This is a genomic window from Paenibacillus sp. UNC217MF (assembly GCF_000686865.1).
Taxonomy (GTDB): Bacteria; Bacillota; Bacilli; order Paenibacillales; family Paenibacillaceae; genus Paenibacillus_B; species Paenibacillus_B suaedae.
The window spans coordinates 1,117,524-1,142,165 of record NZ_KK366027.1 but is presented as its reverse complement, the minus strand read 5'-3'; the positions used below and the strand labels follow the sequence as shown (position 1 = coordinate 1,142,165).

Here is a 24,642-nt window from a genome sequence, read left to right as displayed (position 1 = left end):
AAAAACATGATTCTAAGCTATAATTGGTATAACAACGATTTCCTGTGGGGGAGTTCACGTTGGATAAAATTATCATCATCTCCTTACTAACTATGCTTATCCATTTATTTGAGACATTGTCCTATGCGGTTCGCTACGCGGGCGTACGTACAGGTAGACTTGCAGTTGCCCTATCATTAACCGGCATAATTGTCCTTGTATCTCGTACTTCGAATTTGCTTCAGGGCCCAATGACAGGGAAAATTATCGATTATGCAAAGCAGCATCCGGAATTTGATTTGGAAGGCCAGTTCCGTATTGTAATCGGCTCATCAACGGTAGGAACGCTGCTGGCAATGCTCTTTTTTCTAACAGCTGTCTTGATTGCAACTAGAGTGATACGTCATATGGAAGTGTCAGGCTCTATTCCGAAATTGATTTCATCCGTATCCCTCGATCAGATTCGGCATGTGAAGCATCATCTGCGAACGCCAACATGGAACATGCTCCGCTCGCTGCGGATCATGGGAATTCCGAAGCGCTTGCTGCTATTGAATTGTCTGGTCACCAGCATCTATACGATCGGGGTTCTGGCAGCACTGTACGCATCTGCATTGAATCCAGAGTATAGTACGGCCGCCTCGCAATCATCTGGACTAATTAACGGACTAGCTACGATCATACTCACGATCTTCGTCGATCCGCAAATGGCAATGCTTACCGATCGTGCAATGGGCGATATGACAGAACGGAATCGCTTAGGTAAAATATTCGCGCTCTTGATGTTCTCAAGAGCGGTAGGTACAATTATCGCTCAGTTGCTGTTCTATCCAGCTGCTGCATGGATTGCTTGGGTCGTTCAAGTTATCTAGGTGATGAACTCGCATTCGACAAATTGTCATTACCCATATTTATGAAAAATGAACCGTTCTTCTCCGTGAAATCCAGCGAAATACATGCCTGCTCAATGAATCAAAGGGCAGGTTTTTTTGTTGTTGATTTCTTGCAAATAGGTTCCAAATCTATGAAGTAAAATGGTAGGAGGGGGCACGTTTCTAACTTACATTCTGTTTTTCTTGTAGATCTGCGTTGAGAGGTGTTGTAATCCGTCGATTTATAGTAATATGAAACTAGTTTATTTTTCCAATGATAATAATGGAATAGGAGTGCTCAATTGTTTATGGTGGGGAAAGATCGCCCAAGTGTGATCGTGCTAGGCGGTGGTATCGCCGGCATGAGTGCAGCGCACGAACTAATGGAGCGTGGATTTCGCGTCTCTGTGTATGAATGGAGAACCATTCCAGGAGGCAAGGCACGAAGTATGCCGGTTCCCAATTCGGGGACGAATGGTCGACCAGATTTGCCAGGAGAACACGGATTCCGGTTCTTCCCAAAATTCTATAAGCACGTTACGGACACCATGAAGCGTATTCCCTATCAACGGCCGAACAGTACCGAGAGATTAACCGTATTTGATAATCTAATCGAAGGAACGAACTTGGGACTTGCCTTCTTCAATCGTCCTATGCTTCCTTTTCTTACTGAATTCCCGCAAACGATACGCGGCTGGCGCACACTGCTTAAATCACTATTCGATAATAAACTTGGTTTAAGTGAGAAGGACGTCGACCGTTATGTGAACTGTCTGTGGCAGGTTCTGACTAGCTGTGATGAACGCCGGCTACTGGACTATCAGCGAGTAGCATGGTGGGATTTTCTACAGGCGGAGAAGCAGTCAGCGGAATTCAGACACATCTTCACTGGCCTAACGCGCATATTGGTCGCAGCACGGGCGAAGGAAGCGAATGCCTGCACAGTAGGCACGGTAGCTGCAACCGTAATGCTGGATATGGTATTGCCAGGAGGTAGTGCGGATCGCTTGCTGAACGGCCCTACCAATGATGTGTGGATCAATCCTTGGCTGACTTACTTGAGACAAGGGGGGGTCGACTATCGCTTAAGAGCGAAAGTTGAACATATTCATTGCAAGAATGGCCGGATTCAAGGCGTGACCATTCAAGAAGAAGGCCGCTCCCACATTGTAACCGCAGATTACTATATCGCAGCACTGCCCGTTGAGGTGATGGCGGAACTGATTACGGAGGATCTAATCGAGGGTGATCCATTGCTGGGCAGACTGCCTGAGCTAGCGAAGAACGTAGAATGGATGAACGGCGTCCAATTTTATTTGAAAGAAGATGTCCCTATCATCCATGGTCATGTCATCTATATGGACAGCCCTTGGGCATTGACTTCTGTATCCCAAGCTCAGTTCTGGCCGCATTTCAAGATGAGCAATTTCGGCAATGGGGATGTGGCAGGTATCATCTCGATCGATGTATCGGATTGGAAAACGCCTGGTATTGTATTCGGGAAGCCGGCAATGCACTGCACTAGCGAGCAAATTAAGATAGAAGTGTGGGAGCAGCTGAAGCGGAGCTTGAATCAAGGTGAGACCATACTAAGCGATGATATGATTGTGCATTGGTATCTCGATGAAGATATTCAATTCCCGAACCCGCATGAAGTGATCAACATGGAGCCGCTGCTCGTGAATCATGTCCACACGTGGAACTTGCGGCCGAATGCATATACAGCAATTCCGAATCTGTTCCTTGCGTCGGATTATGTTCGAACGAATACAGATTTGGCTACGATGGAAGGGGCGAATGAGGCTGCGCGAAGAGCGGTCAATTGCATCATCGAACGATCGTCGATCGATGCCCCACCCTGCAAAATATGGGATATGTATGATTATCCATTGCTATCGGCATGGCGTTCCAATGACCGCTCCCGATTCCATAAAGGCCTTCCATGGAACGGGAAAATCATTGGCTGACTCGAATGCTCAACGTTCAAGGCATTGAATCGATAGGGAAAGGAATAATGATGTGATCCATTCCATATTAGCGCATGAATTCAAAGGGCTGCTCTATATTATGAGCGCAAGTCTTATGTTTCTCATCATCACGCCGAAATTCATGTTCGCTCATTACCGTCGCAAGCTGTTATTTATCTTTATCTTATTTTTGCTGACTTGTTTTTATATTGGGTATGAAGATATCGATCCATTGCTGTACGGGCTGCATTTAACTCCAGTGTCTCTTGCGCTAGCTGCTCTGTTCGAGGGTTTGCTTCCAGGGATATGTACATGGTTGGCATTCAATCTGTGCACATTACTATACTTGCAGATTTACTCGGTACCGACAATCATTGGTTCCACGATGATGCTCGCAGCTGGACTTATTCTGCACTATAAGCAGGTGCTGCAGAGTACCTATTTGAAGATTTTCCTCATGTCGCTGCTGCTGATTACGGTATATTTAGCTGGCTATCTGTTCTTCTTCGATCAATGGGATCAAGTGCAGGGAGTAGAGGTGGTGATTGCTGTCATCGGAACCTATTTGTCCTCGATGTATGTAAGCTACATCTATCATCATGTCAAAAATCAGGAACGGATGCGGGAAGAGCTTTTTCGTGCTGAGAAATATCAAGTTATCGGTCAGCTAGCCGCTTCCATTTCTCATGAAATTCGTAATCCACTGACAACTGCACAAGGCTTTCTACAGCTTATGAACCGTAAAAACTTGACCCCGGAACAAATTCAGACCTATCGGAATTATGCAGCTTCCGGCATTGAACAGGCGAATTCGATCATTACCGATTATTTGAATTACGCCAAACCAACGGTCGAGGTGGCTCGTCCGCTCTATGTTCAGGAAGAACTAGACACCGTCGTGCCCATGGTATCTCCACTTTGTTTACTGTCGAAGGTGGAGGTAGTTGTCCAGCATCTATCTCAAAAACCGATGTACATTATGGGAGAGTCGAAGAAATTCCAGCAGTCGCTGCTAAACATAATGAAAAATGCAGTCGAGTCCATGCCGGATGGAGGTACGTTGAAGGTTACCACCTGGTCGGATAACGAGGGAGTGCATATTCATATTAAGGACACTGGGGTTGGCATGAGCGATTATCAAATTAAACGAATTGGCATGCCATTCTATACGACGAAGGAGAAGGGAACAGGGCTCGGTCTAATGGTCGTTATTAGTCTGGTGAAATCGATGAACGGCACAATATCGTATTACAGCCGCCCAGATGAGGGCACTACTTGTGTATTGCAATATAAGCAAGTTCACTTGTAAGGGCGGAATATGGTTTTGCAAGTCCATAGAATGGCGAAACATACAACAAAGGACATTCATCTAGATATTACTGCTGCTAGAGAATGTCCTTTTGTGTGAACAAGTTATTAGGTTCAGAGATCAAATCGGTTAAGACATCAATTCGACCGTATCTTCGTCATCTGTGCACACGAGCGGCGATAGCTGATTCGCAGGTTCGTGAACAATCCACAGCTCGTGCAGCGCACGAGTACAGCCGACATACAACAGCTTCGCATCAAGCAAGCTGCATGGATATCGATGCTCATCGACGTCAAGAACAAGAACCGCATCGAATTCCAAGCCTTTGGACAAGTATACCGGAAGAACGGATATTCCGCCTTCGTATTGCTGCTCGTTGCCATCAATCAGGTGGATGCTGTGCTTCAGTTCTCCTTCGATATTTGCCTGAAGTGCTGCGTGCAATTCTCTGGCTTCATCCGCTGTTCGAGTCAATAAAGCAATCGTATTATGTCCATTGTCTTGGAAATCAGAGATAATCTGCTTCAGCTGCTCTGCCCTCTCGTTCGTCTTGCTGCTGACAATACGAACCTTCTGACCGCTGCGGAATACCGGAACGGCCAACATGTCTGTTCCTACACCTCGATCTAGGATGACGTTCGCGAATCGGATGATTTCCATCGTTGAACGATAACTGCGTGTTAAGGCGAAGTAATCCGTTGCATCCGCTTTGAACAGTTCTCGCATCTCTGACCAGTCGTGAATACCGGCATACGCATGAATCCCCTGTGAGAGGTCGCCTAAGATGGTGAAGGAGTGGTTTTTGGCAAAGTGGTCGAGTACTGCAATTTGTAAAGGCGAGAAGTCTTGCGCCTCATCGATGACAATATGATCGTATCGGTACTCAGATGAAATCCCGTGCAAACGGGAATGCAAATAGAGCAGTGCTGCCAGATCCTCGTGACGAACCACTTTTTTCTTCAAATACGCTAAGGTTTCTTTGCGCACGGGCTCTGGAATGACGATACTGCTATCGCTATCCGTGTCGCCCTGTTTCTTCGGTTCGAACAGGGAGCGATACATTTCCCATGTATCGAGGACAGGCCATTTCTTCATATAGGCTTTGAGACGCTGCGTTGATAGCTTCTTCTTATCCTTAAGAACTGTCTTGGAGTGTTCTCGCTTTAGTTCCATCTGAATCCAGCGCTGAATGCGGGCCATAACGCGCTCTTTGCGCTTGGCCGGCTCGTAGGAGCGATACTCCTCATGGAACCAGCTGTATATGGTTGCATACGGGAGAACGGTTCCGTCCCAAGGAGAGAAGTCGCCGCTTGGAACCGCGTTCTGCTCGTACTTCTTCATAAGCTGATCCATATGAGACAGCAAGGAGAGGGAGCCTTTGAATCGTCCCGAGACGTGATCGTCAAGGACTGGACGCGAATCCAAGGAACCGTACCATTTCTCGACTTGCTCCATCGGAGATGCGAGTGTTACGGATAGCTGCATATCCATTACCGCCAAAGCCCATTCAGGGAACGTCTGCTGCTGGATGTTGCCGACACCCAGTTCAGGCAAGACATCGGATATATAGTTCAGGAACATGCGGTTGGGCGCAAAAATCATCATCTTCTCGGCACGAATCTGCTCCTGATATTGATAAAGCAAATAAGCAAGGCGGTGCAGAGCAACGGTCGTCTTACCGCTACCAGCGACCCCTTGTATGAACAAGGCAGTGTTCTTCGGAGCGCGAATGATGCGATCCTGCTCCGCTTGAATCGTAGATACGATATCGCGCAGTCGATTGTCCTTGTTCTCTCCTAGCCGGTAGACGAGAAATTCGTCTGTAACATGGCTTTCGCCTTCGGAGCGATTGTAGGTATCGACGACTCTTTGCAATTGTTGTCCGCGTATCGCCAGGTTGCGCTTGAGATGCACGATGCCCTCGATAGGGCCGTCTAATGAATCATAAGATACCGGAGCTGTACCTCCAGAGAAGGAATAGAATAAGCTCGCAATCGGGGCTCTCCAGTCAATCACTAGCGGGTATGCTTCATTCTCGATTTCTGCACTGCGATGAACGCCTCGTTTGCCGACATACAGCTTGAGTGCTTCATCCTTGCCGTTTTCTTCGAAATCGATTCTTCCGAAATAAGGCTCCTTACGGGCTTGAGCCAAGCGTTCTTCCTGCTGCTTGCGGTTGTCCTCTAATACTTGCAGCGTAAAGTCGTGCCCAGTATAAGGGGCTACATTATGAACTTTGTCGTATTGCTGCTCGATGATGTCGAGCGTGTCTTTCAGACGGTGCTGCTCTTCTTGAAAGGCACTTTGAAACGTGTCGCTCACCTTCAGTTACCTCCTAAGAAAGGATTGTGTGATCTCTCCTACTTCTTTGTTGAAACACATCAAAATATGGAAAGAGAAGAATTAATATATCATATTGACTCTGAAAAAGCAATGAAATTCCATTGATACGCAGCTATTTCTTGATGATAAGTATTTAATGGTGAATGGAGATGTGCAGTTCCTTCAAACTTACACTATAAAGTATAGAAAAGGAGCACTGGATTCGGCAAGAGCCATGGGGTGGCTATGTTCGTCATAATGTACTGCACCAAGCCATATATAATGAGACAGGTGAGTGCTGCGAAGACGAGCCTATAGCTGAGAACGATGCGATTATGATGTATGCGCCAATTTTGAGATATGGTCAAGGGGACATCGCTGTTAATGTATCATCTGAACAGTAGCGTATTTCAATATAGGAGGGATGACATTTTAATGAAGCATTCCAAGCGATTTATTCTCTTATGTGTAGTGTTTATCGCCATGACGATTCTGCTGAGCGGCTGTATGCCTGGAGATGGTTCGTACACGGATCAATCACCAGCAGGTTTCTTCTGGGGGATCTGGCATGGCTGGATTGCGCCGATCTCGCTGATTTTTGGGCTTTTCAAGGATGGAATCCGTGTATATGAGATCAATAATACAGGCTGGTGGTATGATCTCGGATTCTATCTTGCGATTGTCGGCGGTTTTGGAGGGTTTGCGTTCAGTCGGAGAAAAGGAGATCATCATTAGTAGACAGTAAGCTGGTTGTCGATGTTGTCGATAAAAAGGATTCTTTGCATGCGGTCATGCGAGGATCCTTTTTTATTTTGATAGGAGTAGTGATCTGTCAAAATGGATTACATGACAAAAATGAAAGGAAATTGTAAGGCATAACAATGGTTACATTTCTTCACACCAAGTAAAGTATGTATACAGAACAGGTACGCGAAGGAGTGTAATTAGCATCTATGTTGGAAGTCAGAAATGTATCCAAAATATATGAAGGCAAAGTGTCTTACAAAGCACTTTCCGATTTGAATTTATCGATAGGCAAGGGCGAATTCGTCGGCATCATGGGGCCATCCGGAAGTGGTAAGACGACTTTCTTGAACGTGGTGTCCACGATCGATAAGCCGTCATCAGGAGAAGTATTGATTGGCGGGAGCAATGCACATGCCCTTAGTAAGCGTAAGCTAGCCTTGTTCCGTCGCAGAGAGCTTGGCTTTGTATTTCAGGATTTCAATTTGCTGCAGACCTTGACCGTGAAGGAAAATATTATTTTCCCATTGACGCTGGAGAATGTCAGCATTAAGGAACAGGAACAGCGTGTAAGAGTGATTGCGGACAAGCTTGGAATCGGACATATTCTGGACAAGCGCACCTATGAAATTTCGGGTGGTCAATGTCAACGTACTGCGATTGCGCGGGCAATCATCCATCAGCCGAAGCTGCTGCTTGCGGACGAGCCCACTGGTAATCTGGATTCCAAGTCAGCCAAGGACGTGCTTGAAATGATGGAAAAGATCAACAAGGAAGACGGCACCACGACGATGATGGTTACCCATGATGCATTTGCTGCAAGTTACTGTGACCGCGTCATCTTCATCAAGGACGGTTCGCTGTACCAAGAGCTGCACAAGCATGATGAGCGGCAAGTATTCTTCCAAGAAATTATGAATGTCTTGTCAGCATTGGGGGGAGCGGAAGATGAACTTTCGTCAGTTCGCGTTTAAGAACGTATTTCGGAACAAGCGGCTGTACGCTGGATATTTCATTAGCTGCGCCTTCTCCGTAATGATTTTCTTTGTCTATTCGATGCTGGCTTTTCATCCAGAGCTGAATATGGCTGGCAGCGGCAAGTACGGCAAGGGTGCACAGGCGGGGATGGAGGTAGCTCAGTACATTATTTATGTGTTCTCCTTCTTCTTCATCCTGTATTCCATGAGCGTCTTCTTGAAGACACGTAAGAAAGAATTCGGTGTGTGTATTATGCAAGGGATGTCTGACATGCAGTTGAAGCGCCTTGTATTTGTAGAAAATATCATTATCGGATTTGCTTCAACGGTTGCAGGGATAGTGACCGGGTTAGTAATGTCAAAGGGAATGCTCATGCTAGGCTCATCCTTGTTGTATTTGGATGCCCCATTGTCATTCTATTTCCCAACGACAGCGTTGTGGTTCACGTTCGCAGCCTTCATGGCACTGTTTATTGCGATTTCATTATTTACGGCTACCATATTACGTACAAGTTCCTTGATCGATCTGCTAAAAGCTTCAACGAAGCCGAAGCCAGAGCCCAAGGCTAATGCGGGGCTCGCGATATTTGCAGCACTGTGCATCTTAGGCGGCTACGGAACTGCGTTCGTAGTCCGCGGGGAACAGGTCCTATTCGCCATGCTGCCTGTAGTCGTTCTTGTCTCGGTAGGCACTTATTTCTTATTCACACAGCTAAGCGTGTTCATTATTAATAGGCTGAAAAAGAAGCAGAAGCTGTACCGCAGAAACACAAATATGCTGACCTTGTCAGACTTGGCCTATCGGATGAAGGACAATGCACGGATGTTCTTCCTCGTCGCCATTATTTCTACTGTAGCTTTTACGGCTATTGGTACACTCGTTGGCTTCAAGGCAATGCTGACAAATAGTGTGGCAGATTTGATGCCGCCTATGTCGTATGAATCGAATACAATGAACAATAAGCAAGAGCAGAAACATGTAGATTTGATTGAGTCAGCACTTAAGAAGGAAAACATCAAGTACGATGCCTACATCATTCATAGTAAAACAGCAGAATTCAAAGATGGATCGATTATGAAGGTGATGGGGGCAACGGAATACAATTCATTCGCCAAAGAGCGCATTCAGCTCCGTCAGGGTGAAGGATTCATGCTGGAAACGAAAAGCAATGATTTTGGCAATAGGAGCACAGCTTCGAATTGGTCGAAGGGGCAGTCCTTGACATTGAAGAAGACAGGTAAGTTGAAGCTTGTTGACTCAGTTGAGATGACCGACGATGTGAGACAATATGTATCGGGCGGCGAAGTGCTGGTAGTGTCAGATGAGGACTTTAAGGCAATCCCGCTTACGAAGTTCGACGAGACAAATTATATCTTCAACATGGAAAACTGGCAGGCGACAAAATCATTGTCAGCAGACCTGGAGAAGCAGTTCCAAAAAGAAAAGCAGCAAGACTTCCGCTTCCAATCCAGAGCGACATCGATGTCAGAACTCAATCAAGGAATGGGACAAATCTTGCTGACAGGCTTATTTGTCGGAGTCGTGTTCTTCGTATCAGCAGGCAGCTTCCTGTACTTCCGTCTGTTCTCAGATTTGGATAATGATCTTGTCCAGTATCGGGCGATTTCGAAGCTGGGACTGACAGAAGGGGAATTATCCAAGGTAGTTACTACGCAAATCGGACTTCTGTTCTTTGTTCCGATCATTGTAGCTATCGTTCATGGAGCGGTTGCACTGAATACGTTGCAGAACTTGTTCCCGAACGTATCGATTTTGAAAGAAATCATACTCGTATTAGGATCGTTCTTTATCATTCAGGTTGTGTACTTCTTATTCATCCGAGCGAATTATGTAAGAAAGCTGAAGCGAGTATTGTAACAACAAATGCTTATGTAGAGAGTAAGCCGTATCGTGGCTTGCTCTCTTTCTTTTTGAATCGCAGCTATGAGGAATGAACATGACAATATTGAAAGGAAAATGTAAGCAATAACAATGGTTGTATTTGCTAATCGGGAGTAAAGTGAAGGTACCGAAAACAACAAGGAGCGTGTAATTCTACTATGCTAGAGGTTAAAAATGTATCCAAAGTATACGAGGGTAAAGTCTCTTATCAAGCATTATCGAATTTAAACCTAACCATTGGCGAAGGTGAGTTCGTTGGGATTATGGGGCCGTCCGGAAGCGGGAAAACGACATTTTTAAACGTGGTATCGACAATCGACAAGCCCACATCAGGAGAAGTATTGATTGGTGGGAGCAATGCGCACGCCTTAAATAAACGCAAGTTGGCACTGTTCCGCCGCCGTCAGCTTGGCTTCGTGTTCCAAGATTTCAACCTGCTGCAAACCTTAACGGTGAAGGAAAACATCGTATTTCCATTAACATTGGAAAATGTGAGCATTAAGGAGCAGGAGCAGCGTGTGCAAGCGATAGCGGAGAAGCTGGGCATCAAGCAAATTTTGGACAAGCGCACGTACGAAATCTCTGGGGGACAGTGCCAGCGGACGGCAATCGCTCGTGCGATGATCCATAATCCGAAGCTGCTGCTTGCGGATGAACCGACAGGGAACTTGGATTCAAAGTCAGCCAAGGATGTTCTAGAGATGATGGAGAAAATCAATAAGGAAGACGGTACAACGACGATGATGGTAACACACGATGCGTTTGCTGCAAGTTATTGTGACCGTGTCATCTTCATTAAGGACGGCTCGCTGTACCAAGAGCTGCATAAGCATGATCAACGACAAGTGTTCTTCCAGGAAATTATGAATGTGTTGTCGGCAATAGGAGGCGCGGAAGATGAACTTTCGTCAGTTCGCGTTTAAGAACGTTATTCGCAACGCGCGGCTGTATGCCGGTTATTTTATAAGCAGTGCTTTCTCTGTTATGATCTTTTTCGTATATTCGATGCTAGCGTTCCATCCAGAATTGAATTTGGCGGAGAGTGGGGGATTCGGAAAAGGCGCACAAACAGGGATGCAGGTTGCCCAGTATATCATTTACGTCTTTACGTTTTTCTTCATTCTCTATTCGATGAGCGTCTTCTTGAAGACGCGAAAGAAAGAATTCGGTGTCTGCATCATGCAGGGGATGTCCAATATGCAGCTGAAGCGTCTCGTATTTCTAGAAAATACGATCATTGGATTTGCTTCGACTGTAACCGGTATAGCAGCAGGGCTGATTTTGTCTAAAGGGATGCTTATGCTCGGTTCGTCCATGTTGTATTTGGAGCATTCGTTATCGTTCTACTTCCCAACAAAGGCGCTTTGGTTTACATTTGTGGCCTTTATGCTGTTGTTCCTAGTAATCTCGTTCTTTACGGCGACGATCTTGCGAACAAGCTCACTTATTGATCTATTGAAAGCTTCGACGAAGCCAAAACCGGAACCGAAGGCGTCGGTATGGCTGGCTATTCTGGCTGCCATGCTGCTGCTGATCGGTTATGCGATAGCTTTTATCGTACGCGGAACCCTTGTTATGTTTGCACTGCTGCCTGTCGTCATTCTTGTGTCGATCGGTACATACTTCTTATTCACACAGCTAAGTGTGTATATCATTCATAAATTGAAGAAGAACAAGAAGTTGTATCGCCGGAATACAAACATGTTGACACTGTCCGATTTGGCATATCGGATGAAGGATAATGCGCGCATGTTTTTCCTTGTCGCGATTATTTCAACCGTTGCGTTTACAGCCATCGGAACGCTTGTTGGGTTCAAAGCGATGTTGACTGAGGGCGTTGCAGGATCGATGCCGCCGATGTCTTATGATTCCTATGCCGACAATAAGCAGGAGCAAAAACATCTTGCGTACATTGAGACAGGGTTGAAGGAAGAAAACGTTAACTATGACAGCTTCGTTATTCATAATAAAGATGCGGAGCTTAAGGATAAGTACTCATTCAATGCAATTTCCGTAACGGATTATAACCTGATCTCGGAGGATAAGATTCGTGTAGATGCAGGAAGTGCGGTATTGATGCAATTCAAGATGGATGACTTCGGATATAACAGAGGGAAGAAGGACTGGTCGAAGGGGCAGACTTTGACTCTGAGCAGTGGAAGCAAGCTTCAATTGACAGATGTACCGGACATGAGCAAAGATGTCCGCCAATACATCACTGGAAATCATGTGCTTGTGATGTCGGATTCAGATTTCAACGCACTTCCAAAGTCGAAAACCGATATGGATATGCATGTATTTGCGATGGATGACTGGCAGGGAACGAAGGCAGTTGCTGAGAAGCTGAATACACAGTTGAATGCTGATAGTACCAATCCCCACTATCGTTTTCAGGCGCGAGCGCTTGCGATGCAGGAAGTGAATCAGGGTATGGGCCAAATTCTGCTGACAGGCTTGTTCGTAGGAATTGTTTTCTTCGTGGCAGCAGGCAGCTTCCTTTATTTCCGACTATTCTCGGATTTGGATTCCGATATCGTGCAGTATCGAGCTATCTCCAAGCTGGGTCTGACTGAAGGGGAACTGTCAAAGGTTGTATCCACTCAAATCGGACTGCTGTTCTTTGTACCGATTGTCGTAGCTATCATTCATGGTGCCGTTGCATTGAACACACTGCAAAATTTGTTCTCGCAAATCTCTATTTTAAAAGAAATCATTCTAGTATTAGGTACATTCTTCGTTATTCAGGTTGTCTATTTCTTATTCATTCGAGCAAATTATGTGAAAAAATTGAAGAAGGTACTGTAATCAAGCAGTCCAAAAAAGATAGGAGCAGGTCGCCGTTGCGATCTGCTCCTTATTATTTATTTGCAACATTATGAGGTGAACCAATGCTTAGGATATTGATTTCCCTGTGTGCGATGATATGTCCACGCCGCCAGTACTAAGACAACGGCTCCAATTCCGACCGGAAACAACAGGTAAGTCCAAGGGGCGCCTGTCATCATAATAAGCAGTGGATCGGCGCCCGCAGGGGGATGAATTATCCCCCGCGGCAATTACGATACGCGATATTTTGGTAGAAAAGTTCAAGAACGAGCAGGAAGCGGATTGATGAGGTCTACAATTAGGGAGTAATCATCAATCTTTGTTTTCATTTAACTATTCATGCTGCATCGAGCCGTCGCGGCATATTGCTTATTTGGATCGCACTGATCATCGAGAATAATGGATTGTGCCGCCAGTCCCTCTCTCCATTGCAATGGCAGCGGACAATTGGTAACCAGCGTATGGAAGCTGGACAATTCAGCAATTTTGACAAGCCCTATTTTCTCGCACTTCGTTATATCTGCGACTAATATACTCTGCTTCGCATGATGCAGCATAATCTTGCGTATTTCAGCTTCTTCTTCATTGGCGTCAGTTACGCCGTGTGTAAGATCGATACCGGAGCACGAGAGGAAGGCTTTGTCGGCAGTATATCGGGCGAGGGCGTTGGCAGCAGCATGTCCAGAATAGGACAGTGATCGGCGGCGAAGAGTACCACCGGTACAAATTAATTTAATATGTTCAGCATCTGATAGTTCCATGATGACATTTAGTGAATTTGTGATTACAGTCAATTGCTTGCGCGCTTTTATTATTTTGGCGATATGGAGTGAAGTTGTACTCGAATCAAGCATAATCGTATCCCCATGTTGGATAAGCCTAGCGCACTTTGTTCCGATCCACTTCTTCTCAGACAAATAGCAGTCCTCGCGCACCCATACAGGGACGTCAGAGCTTACGGATGTCTCTGCTAAAAATGCTCCCCCATGTGTTCTTAGCAGGAGTCCTTCTTTCTCCATACGATCCAAGTCTCTTCGCACTGTTTCTTCCGTCACTCGAAACTGCTTGCTAAGCTCTGCGACGAGAACTCTGCCGTCCTGGAACAGGTGCTGCATGATGCGTTTTCGGCGTTCAATGGCTAACAAGGCATTTACACATCCTCACGATAAGGTGGACAATGGTGGCATCTTGCTTCATGTAGACCTCTATTATAGCGAAATATGGTATTTTTGACGAGTTAAGAAAGCATAACTATTTCACAACACGAATTAAGTAAATATTCTACTCTGGTCATCTCTAGAAAAAGGTTATAGACTAGAGGTGAATTAATCCATGCTTCATGCATTGCAGATCGAATAGAATGAACAGGACAAGGGAGATGAACGATCGATGTCAACACATATGCAGCCTACACTCGTCTTTCCGGTAATCAGTGACATACATATTGATCCTTCGGGTGAAGGTAGTGTCGCCAAGTTCGAACGAGCGATGTTGCAGTTGAATGCAAGGGCGCCTCATCAGGATGCGTTTGTTATTGTAGGGGATTTAACAAACAATGGACTTGAGGAGGAATACGATCGCAATTTGGAAGTATTCCGCAAGCATAAGCTGCCAGGAGCGACACCGCTCATCACGATCGGCAATCACGACTATTGGAACGGACTTCCGATTGAAGAAGCGCAGGCTCGCTTTCTTACAAAAACGGAGATGCCATCCTTATATTTTCATCAGGTCATTAAGGGTTACCATTTCATTGTCATGGCGACAGAGGATAAGGTTACATCAGGGTACTTCTCATTGGATCAGATTGCATGGCTTCGCGAACAACTGCAGGTGGCTGCAGCCGATTCAGCAGAGCGTCCTATATTCGTCTTCCTGCATCAGCACTTGAAGGACACCGTGTACGGCAGCGAGGACTGGGGCATTCAGGACAATATTGAACCGCTTATGGAGGCATTGCGGCCATATCCGCAGGTTATTACGTTCTCCGGGCACTCCCACTATCCGCTTCAGGATCCGCGCAGTATTCATCAGGAGGACTTTACTTCTGTTGGAACGGCTTCGCTTAGCTATATGGAAGTGGAACATGGCAAGCTTCAAGGAAATTTGCCGTTAGGGTTCGAGAAGTTCAGCCAAGGCTTGCTTGTCGAGGTATATGAGGATCGCGTTGCGATTCATAGGCTTGATTTCGAATATGATCGTCAGATTGGAGACGCTTGGATTGTGTCGCTGCCAGCGTCAACTTCAACCTTTACATATACCATTCATCGTGACACAGAAGCGCCATGCTTCCCTGATCACGCACAATTGCATGTAGAAGAGGAGTGTACAACTTCAGATTCTATCGTTATCGTCTTCGATCAGGCGTCCGATAATGAGCTTGTACATGCCTACAACGTTACGTTTGAGAATCGCAATGAAATAGAAGAGGCTGTACATTACGCTGCATTTTCCGAATCTTATAAATATCCGGTTCCGGAGCAGCTTCGTCTTGAGATACCAGAGTTGAAGCCAGATTGTGAATACTCCATCGCGGTACAGGCAATAGATGCTTTCGGCAATGTGAGCGAGCGTGTGCTGCAGGGCAGCTGTCGTACTCGTCCTGTTGAAGAGCTGAAGGTGGAAAATTAATTTATCCTAATTAGTATTCGAATATTGTATAACGCAAGTGCCCAAAGCAAACCAGTGCTTTGGGCACTTTTCGCATTCACCTCAGGATCATATTCGTATTTTTATGCATCGTGATGATAAAAACATGTAAAAGTATCAATAATCGTTGTTTTGTCATATTTCAACATTTCGTTGCAAGGCATATACTTCAATATAACTAGAGTGGTGCAACTAAAGAACTAGACTCATGCGATCTAGCAAACATCTTACTATGACGCTGTACTATTTTTTGAATGAAGAGGGGGAACATATGGGACTTGAAGCAGCATTGACTATTTTTCTGTGTACAATTCTTGTGTACTCTTCAATTGCCAAGCTAGTAAGTTATCATGATTTTAAAAAAACCGTACAACAGCTCAACTTTCCTTCTTTTACGGCATGGGGTGTCATAGTGTTCGAATTGCTAGTTGCAGCTTTACTAGTGTTTGATACAACTCATTTTGCTGGAGCGGTAGGTTCGCTTCTCCTATTTTGTTCATTCTATTTCGTAGCTGGAAAAGCACTATGGGACAAGAAAAAGATTACATGCAATTGCTTCGGGAAAACGACAGAAGAGCAGCTAGGTTGGGGGACAATGATAAGAAACACTCCATTCTTCGGAGCCTCTCTATTATGCATCTGGCTGCATAGTCCTGATTTCATGAGCGGAACAGCAGCTATCGAATGGATCAGTATTGCTGGTATCACTATCGGGCTCATTAATGTCTATACGTTATGGAATAATCGCAGCCTACTAAGTTAGGAGGACATGAATGGAACAGGTTTTTAACATTTCTTATTTTGCACTATGGATTATTGTCACATTGCAAACCTATTATATTATCCAAATTGGAAAAAAGCGAAATGTTCAACAAGCCAATACGAATCAAGGCCCAGTGTTGGTGCATGAGCATCATGGAGTGCCTGCGGGTGAACTGTTTCCTCAGCTCCAATTTGACTCGATTAATCAAGGATCAATTGATTTGAAGAGCATGACAAAAACAGGATTCCTCATCGCTTTTACCTCTGTAAGTTGTGATCAATGCAAACTCGTATACCCAATCCTTAAACGCTTCTATCAATTAAGGCCAGACATAGAAATTATCTTAATGATGCAGGGCAATGATTTTGACGTAGAGAAAATAATTGATCAATTTCAGCTAACGATGCCCATTGTCCCTATCATTCCCTCAGATATGGCCAGACTTCAGACAGGATACTACCCGTTCATCTATTACTTATCCTCCGCCGCAGAAGTACGAACCAAGAGCATTATCAATTTTGAAGAGCAGTTGAACTTGCTAGTTGAAAAGGGGCAGATGAAAGTTGCTGCTTAAAGTAATTGCAATAGGTAGTTAAGGCGTCTGCCTTTGACTATAAATATGACTATCTTGAAAGGAGGCTATGCATATGAGTTCAGGTTGCTTCACGACAGGCGGATGCACTTCGTCGAAGTGTGCGCACTATCCGCAAGAAAAATTTGTTTATGAAAGCGTTTATGTATGCGCAGGTTCTTCTACTACTACTTATTATTGTACTTGTTAGTAGCCGGACGGAGAAGAGAGGGACTCCCTCTCTTCTCTTTTTCATTACATTGAAAAGATCGTATAAACAGGAGAATAAACGATGGAAATTTCAAGTGATGGGAAACGTAATTTTAAAGAAAAAAGAAGACTTGTTATCAATGTACTATTTCAGTTTATCCCCACGATGATGAAGGTCATTCCTGGAATGACTATGATTATTGTTGTGTGCAATATAATAAGTTCGTTAATCCCTGTCGTTCAAATTTATCTAGTAAAGGAACTCATTGATGAGATAACCGCACTATTCGAAAGCCACTCCAGTTCCCTACTGACAATCTATCTGCTGTTAGGGATTCAGGGTACACTGCTGCTTCTCGATAAACTAATTCAATTTGGTGAGAAGATTGTAGGGTTTCGTGCGCAGCAGCACTTAAAGTTTTATTTTGAACACTTATTAGTCCACAAGTCATCTAAGCTTCCGCTTCGTTATTTTGACCGTCCCGCGTACTTTGATCAGCTTGAGCGAGCAGCTCTCGGCATGGATATTAGAGGGTTTTCGATATTTGTATTATTTATGAACGCGCTGCGGAACTCCATATCTATAATCGGAATGTTGTCTGTCTTACTATCCTTTCATTTGATACTCGCACTTGTTGTGCTGCTTATGCTGATTCCTAGTTTGTGGGTCAATTTATACTTCGGCCAGCGCAAATACATGCAAATGATTAATCAAACCCCAACACAAAGAAAAACACACTATCTGCTCCAACTTTTGCATAGCCGGCATGCAGCTAAAGAATTTAGAATCTATCAACATACAGATTATATAATAGGAAAATGGACTGAGTTATTTTGGAAAACAACAGATGAACGATATCAATTGGAAAAAACAGCGAGTTGGAGAGCCTTATTAGTTGGTTCTGTACAATCATTTTTGAACATAGGTACTTTCGGTATATTAGTATGGTTTGGTTATCAGGGGTTATTGACAATAGGCCATTATGTTTCACTGACGCAGGCTTTGGTGCAAATAGAGGGGTTCATATCAGGATTGGGACGCAATATAGCTGGGATTTATGAAGAATCCTTATTTGTCAGTGAAGTATTGCAATATTTACATATAGAAACAGAAGAAGACAAGGAAAGTAAAGAGGACACAGTTATGTTTCCAAGTCAGCTGCATGATTGTATTGAGGTGCGCGATCTTACTTTCTCATATTCGAATCAATCCAAGCCTATATTGAAAAATATTACTTTCCGTGTTGCGGCTGGAGAAAAAATTGCAATCGTAGGAGAGAATGGGGCAGGCAAGAGTACGCTTGTGAAATGTTTATTAGGACTCTATTTCCCGAATGAAGGCTCAATCACATATGATGGGATAGAAATTCGTGCAATAAATACGGCAAGCCTGCGGGAGAATGTGTCTGCTGTGTTCCAAGATTACGTCAATTACCAGCTAACTGCACGTGAGAACATTGCCATGGGAAAGTTGGGCCATATTCATGACGATGCAATGATTATGGAAGCGGCAGACAATGCCGGGGCAGGGGAAATACTGCGCAAACTGCCGCAAGGCATGGATACGGTGCTTGGGGCTATGTTCGAAGGCGGACATGAATTGTCTGGAGGACAATGGCAGAAAATCGCATTAAGTCGGGCGTTTATGAAGCAGGCACAATTCATGATATTGGACGAGCCAACGGCAGCTTTGGATCCTAAGTCTGAAGCGGAGGTATATGATCATTTTATGAAATTATGCGAGGGGAAGACAACCATTATGATCTCCCATCGATTGAGCAGCTGCCGGCACGCTGATCGAATTATTGTACTTCATGATGGTGAAATCATCGAAGAAGGCAGTCATGAGGAGTTAATTCATAAACAGGGCAACTATGCAGAAATGTTCGCTTCGCAAGCCGGAAGATATAGTGCTTAAATAGGAGTATTAAAGAAACAATACCGGAAGTCTCTGTCATGTTGAGATGAAAGGTATTGTTTTTTTTATAAAAGAACGTGTCAAAGTATCAATAATCGTTGGTTTGTCATATATCCGTGAAAGCGCTTTGCTTTTACAATGAAGAAGACAACATCTGGAAGGAGTTAAGATTTATTCAGCAAGAGTTATTTTGAATCTAGGAGGGATTTTCATATGGCGAAGGCAACCACGGGAGCAGAGATAGAACCGGGCCTGAACCTGGATAAGCATAAGAAAAGCGCATTAAAACGATTTTTTATGCAAATAGACATACAGCTCATGGTGCTGCCCGCACTTGCTCTAATCTTTATATTTTCTTATATCCCTATGTATGGCATTCTTATTGCTTTTCAAGATTATAAGCTTAAGGCAGGCTTCAATCTGTTCAGCAATGAGTGGGTAGGATTAAAGCACTTTATTGATTTTTTTAATTCGCCAGAATTTGTACCTGTTATGCGCAATACGATTATTATCAGTTTTATGAAATTTATCTTCGGGTTTCCAGCGCCAATTGTGTTAGCGCTTATGCTTAATGAAGTGCGCAAGATGGCCTTTAAACGGGTCATTCAAACCGTTACGTACTTGCCTCACTTCTTATCATGGGTAGTTATCGGATCCATGGTTACATCCTTACTGTCCGTAGACAATGGCAGCATAAATATGCTGTTAGAGAAGCTCAGGATTATCGATGAGCCGATTAACTTCATGTCATTGGCAGAATATTTCTGGTCGATTCTCGTTGCAACCAATGTATGGAAGGAAATAGGGTTTGCCTCTATTGTATATTTGGCAGCGATTGCAGGGATCGATCCTCATTTGTATGAAGCAGCATCGATAGATGGTGCGAGTCGATTCAAGCAGATGACGCTCATTACACTGCCTTGCATTATGCCAGTTGTGATCATCTTTATGATTCTTGCAATCGGCAACCTGCTCAATGCAGGCTTCGAGGACATTCTCATTCTCGCTTCGAATCCAGCCTTGAGAGAAGTATCAGACTCGCTTGATGTATATGTAGTTCGTGTCGGTATTGATAATTACAGGTACTCCTATGCAACGGCAATCGGCCTGTTCAAGGCTGTTGTCAGCGTCACGTTGCTTACATTTGCGAACTTCATTGCCAGAAAGACGGGCAATAGCTTATGGTAATGAATCATTCCATAACTAGGAGGACTGAATAATGATACGTGATAGTATAGGAGATCGCATCTTTACGGTTTTTATCTATGTAGTGTTAACCTTATTGGCCTTTTCGACCTTTTATCCATTCTGGAATTCACTTGTCATATCTTTTAATGAAGGATTGGATACGTCTAAGGGCGGCATTACTTTCTGGCCGCGCGAGTTTACATTGGAGAACTATAAAATTGTATTCGAAGATTCGCGATTAATGAATGGGTTTGTGATTGCCCTCTTGCGAACGGTCATTGGAACGGTAGCATCCATCTTAGCGACGGCCATTTTTGCATACGGGATGTCGAAGCGAGGGCTTATGGGCCGCAAGTATTATATGATTATGTGTATCGTTACCATGTATTTTGGAGGCGGTCTCATTCCGAGCTATATGCTCATTCGTGGACTTGGTTTGTTCAACTCTTTCTGGGTGTTCATTATTCCGGCACTTATTAGTGTATGGAATATGATTATATTCCGAACCTTCTTCCAAGGTTTGCCGCAAGGCTTGGAAGAGTCAGCGAAGATTGACGGCTGCGGTAACTGGGGTACATTCTTCCGTATTGTCTTCCCGTTATCTGGCCCTGTTATTGCTACCTTGTCTCTGTTCACAGCGGTTGCGCACTGGAATGAATGGTTCGTAGCCAGTATCTATATTACGAACGAGAATCTGCTTCCTATTCAGACGATACTAAGACAGATACTATTCTCCAACATTGCATCTGAACAGTTGTCCAATGTAGATACGAGTGCGCTTGTGCACATCAATGCTGCGAAGAAAATAACCTCTAAGGCATTGACGATGGCGACGATTATGGTAGCAACGCTTCCAATTGTATGTGTGTACCCGTTCTTGCAGCGTTTCTTTGTAAAAGGTGTATTGATTGGCTCGTTGAAAGAGTAGCGATTGTTTAATCTGCTGGACATTTGGATGCGTTTAGAGCAACCTTGCTTTAAACATAGATTACAAAATTGAAAGGGGAAAAAGCCGTGAAGAACAAAAAAAATCTTCTGCTGAGTGTGTTGTCTGTTTTTATGGTATTCACTCTGTTAGTAGGATGCGGCAGTGGGAAGACAAGTGCTCCACCTGAGAATGAACCTGTGAAGCAAGGCGACACGGGCAAAGAATCAAGTGAAACTCCGAAGAGTGACCTGTACGAATTGGGCAAGGAACCACTTGAAGTATCGTTCTATGGCAACTATGGTTGGTACCAGCTGCCGAAATGGGGTAAGGACCCTGCTTCTAAGTGGATACAGGACAACTTGAAAATTACGGTCAATGGAATCAGTTCAGGTGGAAACAATGCACAGAAGCTGCAAACGATGATTGCGGGCAATGAGCTTCCTGATATTATCTGGACTGACAGAGGGGCCGATATAGAACGTCTTCGTGAGGCTGGTATGCTCGTACCATTGGATGAGTATATTGACAAGTACCCGAATTTCAAGAAGTATTTGACTGAAAATCACAAAGCATTGCTCCGTTCGCCTGACGGCAAGATCTATCAGGTACCGAACTATTATACACAGCAGCCAAACGGAAACGCGGGCTATGCAATCAACAAAAAAATCTATAAAGAGCTCGGCTCTCCAAAATTGGAGACGACTGACGACTTGTATGCATACTTGCAAGCTGTTCATAAGAAGTACCCTGACGTCACTCCATTTGAAACGGGATTGGCGAAAGACGGTCACGGTATTGACCAAATCTTCTCTTCCTTTAAAGAAAACAACTTGTCCCTTACTCGTTTCTTCGCTGTACCAGATGGTGATAAAATGGTCTCCATCTATAAGGATCCAGGCTTCCGTGAATCCGTTGTATATACAGCGAAGCTGATGCGTGAGAAGTTGATGACACAAGATGCGAATACGCAGACAGAAGATCAAGTAAGAGAAAAAGCGATGAACGGCAAGTTTGCTGTTATTGCAACTTTCGATCCGATGAAGATGCTAGCTGTAGCAGATGAGGAATTGAAGAAGAAGGATCCGGAAGACGGCTATATGTTTATTAAACCGATTGTAAAACAAGGTCTGGATGCTAGCAAAATCTATCCAGGAACATATAACCAACTTGGATGGAACGTAGCTGCCATTACGACAAACGCGAAAAATCCAGAGGCCATATTCGCGATGCTTGACTGGATGACAGGACCTGAAGGCAGTATGGTACTGAACTGGGGACCTCCAGGAGCGGATGGTTATTGGGATGGATTTGAAGCTGATGGTCTGACACCGAAATTTAATAAAGATAAATACATGAATGATCCGAAAACGCTTTCTGAAATAAATGGTAAAGCTGGCGACTTGGTATGGGTGGGCAATACAATGTTCATGGATAATACGAAAAAGCAAATGTTGTCTACTGTACCAGCAGATAAGATTGATTTCAGCAACCGCTGGCAAATGGAAGTAACATGGGCTTCGCAAGGTGACTTCACGGAGTTCCTCGGCTGGGAGCCGACTCCAGATAGTGAAGAGGGGATTGCTAGACAAAGTGTTAGAGATATTTGGTTGACAGCTAGAGCAAAATCCATGTACGCGAAATCCGATGAAGAAGCACTGCAAATTCTGGATAAAGCACATGATGATTCCATGAAGGTCGGTTATCAGAAGTTCCTTGACCATGTTACAAAAGTTTGGACGGAGAATAAGAAAGCAATGGGTAAATAATCTTCGGAACGAAGGCTCGCTGTCTGCCAGCGGGTCTTCGTTCTTTTGATCAAATCTTTTATTTTGAAATCATCTGACTGTTCAAATGATAGTTGAACTTGTTATACTTTGTTTAGGGAAATGCTGGAATGAGAATTGTATGACTGCATCGTTTGGGGGGCCTCATTCATGTATAACGTGTTGTTAGTTGATGACGAGATGCTTGATCTGGAAGGTATGAAGCAATTCATTCCTTGGGAAGAGCTTGGGTTAGAAGTTGCAGCAGCGGTAAATAACGCCTTTGAGGCTTGTCATATTATTGATAGTACGCCTATCGATATTATCGTCAGTGACGTTAATATGCCGAATATGTCCGGGTTGGAGCTGGCCCGCAGGGCGATTGAGGTAAATTCCAATATCCGAATTATTTTTGTAAGCGGTCACCAAGATTTCAGTTATGTGAAACAGGCATTATCTTTGAAGGCCTACAGTTATGTACTCAAGCCGATGAATGATGATGAGCTTATCGCTGCACTCGAGAAGGTGAAGCAGGATCTTGATGATGACCGGAAGCGTCGTGATGTGGAGGAAGCCTATCAGCATATGATTCCGATGGCGAAGAATGATTTGCTGTTGCGGTTGGTTGACGGGCAGTGGAGAAGTGAGCAGCAGGATGGAATGATGAAGCTAGTTGCCTCTTATGGGCTTGACAAACTGAATTGGCCTGTCCGAGTTGCTGTTATGGAACTTGACTATATGACCTGGACGCAAGAACATACGAGCTTGTCACATGAGGTTACAATGAAGGAATTCCTGTATGCGGTCAATGAGGTTGGATTGAAGCATCATATGCCACATTGCTGCAAGTTGACGCCTCATCGGATGATGGTGCTGATTCATGATCAGTATTTAGACCCTTTCATTGATGATTTATATAAGGTGATTGAGACTCAGTTCTCCGTTACGATGACAGTTGGGGTAGGGGAACCAGTAAACGGATTGGAACAGCTCTATCTCTCGTTCCAACAGGCAACCAAAGCGGTTGATGGCAAAATGTTTATTGGCAAAGGGAGGCTTATCCGCTACGAAGCGGTAAGTTTGAAGCCCGAAATGATGGATGCGCGTACATTGGAACAACGTATGGAGGCACTATTTCACGCCTTGATGGAATATGAGCTGGTTTGTATTTACGATGAGATAGAGAGGCTGTTCGAATCTGTGAGCATGCTCCGTTCTAAGTTTACCGTACATAATCTCGCGATGTTCATCATATGGAAGCTGGATGAGCAATTGAAGACAAAGGATGAGAATCTGTTCGATATATTGGGTATGGAGCTGCATAACTTGGATATTCTTCTGCAATTTGATACGGTGAGCGATATTCGCTCCTGGCTCGTCAGGAAGACATTTGAAATATCTGAATATTTGCGCAGCAAATCTACCTCCAAGAATAATCGGCTCATTCGAGAAATGATTCAAGTGATGAAGGATAAAATGAGCGAGAACATTACACTGAAGGACGTGGCGAATCAATTCTCATTCTCACCGAACTACTTGGGGTACATGTTCAGGGAGGAGACTGGGAAATCGTTCAGTGAAGTCCTTATACAGCTTCGTATGGAGCGGGCACGCGAGCTGCTCCATGAGAGCTCCATCAAAATTTATGAAATTGCGAATCAGGTAGGCTATCGATACCTTCCCTATTTTAGCAGACAATTCAAGGAAGCATACGGCATGACCCCGATGGAATATCGCAAGCGGGAAACATGAT

The 24,642-nt window shown here is 44.4% G+C and carries 19 protein-coding genes; 16 read left to right on the top strand and 3 right to left on the bottom strand.

Annotation, left to right across the window (positions count from 1 at the left end):
* Positions 1-59: 59 nt before the first annotated feature.
* The 3 genes from BP95_RS0121180 (at position 60) to BP95_RS0121170 (ending at position 4,127) form a co-directional block, all read left to right on the top strand.
* The gene (locus BP95_RS0121180) at positions 60-851 is read left to right on the top strand and encodes a lipid II flippase Amj family protein (RefSeq protein ID WP_028533168.1); all 792 of its coding nucleotides are present in this window, start codon (positions 60-62) and stop codon (positions 849-851) included.
* A gap of 308 nt (positions 852-1,159) precedes the next feature.
* Positions 1,160-2,818 carry a hydroxysqualene dehydroxylase gene (locus BP95_RS0121175; RefSeq protein WP_028533167.1) on the top strand — a complete coding sequence of 553 codons (1,659 nt, stop codon included), beginning with the start codon at positions 1,160-1,162 and terminating at the stop codon, positions 2,816-2,818.
* Positions 2,819-2,870: 52 nt separating this feature from the next.
* On the top strand, positions 2,871-4,127 hold the full coding sequence (locus BP95_RS0121170) for a sensor histidine kinase (RefSeq protein WP_028533166.1): 1,257 nt from the start codon (positions 2,871-2,873) through the stop codon (positions 4,125-4,127).
* A gap of 129 nt (positions 4,128-4,256) precedes the next feature.
* On the opposite strand, the gene BP95_RS0121165 is transcribed toward BP95_RS0121170, so the two are convergent.
* Positions 4,257-6,449: a HelD family protein gene (locus BP95_RS0121165; RefSeq protein WP_021253092.1), complete on the bottom strand. Its 2,193-nt coding sequence runs from the start codon at positions 6,447-6,449 to the stop codon at positions 4,257-4,259.
* A 435-nt stretch (positions 6,450-6,884) separates the two neighbouring features.
* On the opposite strand from BP95_RS0121165, the gene BP95_RS0121160 reads away from it, so the two are divergent.
* From BP95_RS0121160 to BP95_RS0121140, 5 genes are all read left to right on the top strand, one after another.
* Positions 6,885-7,184 (top strand): hypothetical protein, encoded by a 300-nt coding sequence (locus BP95_RS0121160; protein WP_021253091.1) that lies wholly within the window; start codon positions 6,885-6,887, stop codon positions 7,182-7,184.
* 218 nt (positions 7,185-7,402) lie between these two features.
* The gene (locus BP95_RS0121155; protein WP_028533165.1) at positions 7,403-8,167 is read left to right on the top strand and encodes an ABC transporter ATP-binding protein; all 765 of its coding nucleotides are present in this window, start codon (positions 7,403-7,405) and stop codon (positions 8,165-8,167) included.
* Positions 8,142-10,049, top strand: a complete 1,908-nt coding sequence (locus tag BP95_RS0121150) for an ABC transporter permease (protein ID WP_028533164.1) — start codon at positions 8,142-8,144, stop codon at positions 10,047-10,049. Before BP95_RS0121155 ends, BP95_RS0121150 begins: the two co-directional genes overlap by 26 nt.
* 182 nt (positions 10,050-10,231) lie before the next feature.
* Positions 10,232-10,996 carry an ABC transporter ATP-binding protein gene (locus tag BP95_RS0121145; RefSeq protein WP_021253084.1) on the top strand — a complete coding sequence of 255 codons (765 nt, stop codon included), beginning with the start codon at positions 10,232-10,234 and terminating at the stop codon, positions 10,994-10,996.
* The gene (locus BP95_RS0121140) at positions 10,971-12,878 is read left to right on the top strand and encodes an ABC transporter permease (protein WP_028533163.1); all 1,908 of its coding nucleotides are present in this window, start codon (positions 10,971-10,973) and stop codon (positions 12,876-12,878) included. Before BP95_RS0121145 ends, BP95_RS0121140 begins: the two co-directional genes overlap by 26 nt.
* 68 nt (positions 12,879-12,946) lie before the next feature.
* Here the strand turns inward: BP95_RS0121140 and BP95_RS32700 are convergent, their stop codons facing one another.
* Both BP95_RS32700 and BP95_RS0121135 read right to left on the bottom strand, forming a co-directional pair.
* Positions 12,947-13,129: an HPP family protein gene (locus BP95_RS32700; protein WP_268623256.1), complete on the bottom strand. Its 183-nt coding sequence runs from the start codon at positions 13,127-13,129 to the stop codon at positions 12,947-12,949.
* A 99-nt stretch (positions 13,130-13,228) separates the two neighbouring features.
* Positions 13,229-14,044 carry a DeoR/GlpR family DNA-binding transcription regulator gene (locus tag BP95_RS0121135; RefSeq protein WP_021253081.1) on the bottom strand — a complete coding sequence of 272 codons (816 nt, stop codon included), beginning with the start codon at positions 14,042-14,044 and terminating at the stop codon, positions 13,229-13,231.
* 244 nt (positions 14,045-14,288) lie between these two features.
* Here BP95_RS0121135 and BP95_RS0121130 point away from each other — a divergent pair, with 244 nt between their 5' ends.
* The 8 genes from BP95_RS0121130 to BP95_RS0121095 all read left to right on the top strand — a co-directional run bounded on the left by BP95_RS0121130 (position 14,289) and on the right by BP95_RS0121095 (position 24,641).
* Positions 14,289-15,530, top strand: coding sequence for a metallophosphoesterase (locus tag BP95_RS0121130; RefSeq protein WP_028533162.1), 1,242 nt, complete (start codon positions 14,289-14,291; stop codon positions 15,528-15,530).
* 289 nt (positions 15,531-15,819) lie between these two features.
* A complete protein-coding gene (locus BP95_RS0121125; protein ID WP_028533161.1) occupies positions 15,820-16,311 on the top strand; it encodes a MauE/DoxX family redox-associated membrane protein in 492 nt (163 codons plus the stop codon).
* A 10-nt stretch (positions 16,312-16,321) separates the two neighbouring features.
* Positions 16,322-16,885: a hypothetical protein gene (locus tag BP95_RS0121120; RefSeq protein ID WP_028533160.1), complete on the top strand. Its 564-nt coding sequence runs from the start codon at positions 16,322-16,324 to the stop codon at positions 16,883-16,885.
* Positions 16,886-17,174: 289 nt separating this feature from the next.
* A complete protein-coding gene (locus tag BP95_RS0121115; protein ID WP_051614152.1) occupies positions 17,175-19,010 on the top strand; it encodes an ABC transporter ATP-binding protein in 1,836 nt (611 codons plus the stop codon).
* 213 nt (positions 19,011-19,223) lie between these two features.
* Entirely contained in the window at positions 19,224-20,198 is a 975-nt protein-coding gene (locus BP95_RS0121110) for an ABC transporter permease (protein WP_028533158.1), read from the top strand.
* 31 nt (positions 20,199-20,229) lie between these two features.
* The gene (locus BP95_RS0121105; RefSeq protein ID WP_028533157.1) at positions 20,230-21,126 is read left to right on the top strand and encodes a carbohydrate ABC transporter permease; all 897 of its coding nucleotides are present in this window, start codon (positions 20,230-20,232) and stop codon (positions 21,124-21,126) included.
* 86 nt (positions 21,127-21,212) lie between these two features.
* On the top strand, positions 21,213-22,892 hold the full coding sequence (locus BP95_RS0121100) for an extracellular solute-binding protein (protein WP_028533156.1): 1,680 nt from the start codon (positions 21,213-21,215) through the stop codon (positions 22,890-22,892).
* 168 nt (positions 22,893-23,060) lie between these two features.
* Complete coding sequence (locus BP95_RS0121095; RefSeq protein ID WP_028533155.1) at positions 23,061-24,641, top strand: response regulator; 1,581 nt, start codon at positions 23,061-23,063, stop codon at positions 24,639-24,641.
* The last annotated feature ends 1 nt before the right edge of the window (position 24,642 follow it).